Origin of the sequence: Acinetobacter rongchengensis, from assembly GCF_003611475.1 — a bacterium.
Lineage (GTDB): Bacteria > Pseudomonadota > Gammaproteobacteria > Pseudomonadales > Moraxellaceae > Acinetobacter > Acinetobacter rongchengensis.
Map to the genome: position 1 here is coordinate 1 of NZ_RAXT01000171.1, position 791 is coordinate 791.

General features: G+C 65.2%; 1 protein-coding gene and 1 pseudogene. Both read left to right on the plus strand.

Annotation, left to right across the window (positions count from 1 at the left end; all coding sequences use genetic code 11):
- Window positions 1-503 (plus strand): annotated as a pseudogene (locus D7V20_RS19335) (mercury(II) reductase); the annotation flags it as partial.
- Window positions 504-520: 17 nt separating this feature from the next.
- Window positions 521-791, plus strand: a 271-nt coding sequence (gene merD, locus D7V20_RS19340) for a mercury resistance co-regulator MerD (protein ID WP_120385415.1), incomplete at its 3' end; no start/stop codon positions are given.

Genomic DNA, 791 nt, shown 5'->3' on the forward strand with positions numbered 1-791 from the left:
CGCCACACATTTATGCGGCTGGCGACTGCACCGACCAGCCTCAGTTCGTCTATGTGGCGGCAGCGGCCGGCACCCGTGCTGCGATCAACATGACTGGCGGCGATGCGGCCCTGGACCTGACCGCAATGCCGGCCGTGGTGTTCACCGACCCGCAGGTCGCCACCGTGGGCTACAGCGAGGCGGAAGCACATCACGACGGGATCGAGACCGACAGTCGCACCTTGACCTTGGACAACGTGCCGCGTGCGCTTGCCAACTTCGACACACGCGGCTTCATCAAGCTGGTCATCGAGGAAGGTAGCGGACGGCTCATCGGCGTGCAAGCGGTGGCCCCGGAAGCGGGTGAACTGATCCAGACGGCGGTGCTCGCCATTCGCAACCGTATGACCGTGCAGGAACTGGCCGACCAATTGTTCCCCTACCTGACCATGGTCGAAGGGCTGAAGCTCGCGGCGCAGACCTTCAGCAAGGACGTGAAGCAGCTTTCGTGCTGCGCCGGATGAGGAAAAGGAGGTGTTCAATGAGCGCCTACACAGTGTCCCGGCTGGCCCTTGATGCCGGGGTGAGCGTGCATATCGTGCGCGACTACCTGCTGCGCGGATTGCTACGGCCGGTCGCGTGCACCACGGGCGGCTACGGCTTGTTCGATGACACCGCGTTGCAACGGCTGCGCTTTGTACGGGCTGCCTTCGAAGCGGGTATCGGCCTGGACGCACTGGCGCGGCTGTGCCGGGCGCTGGATGCGGCGGACGGCGACGAAGCGGCCGCGCAGCTTGCCCTGCTGCGTCAGT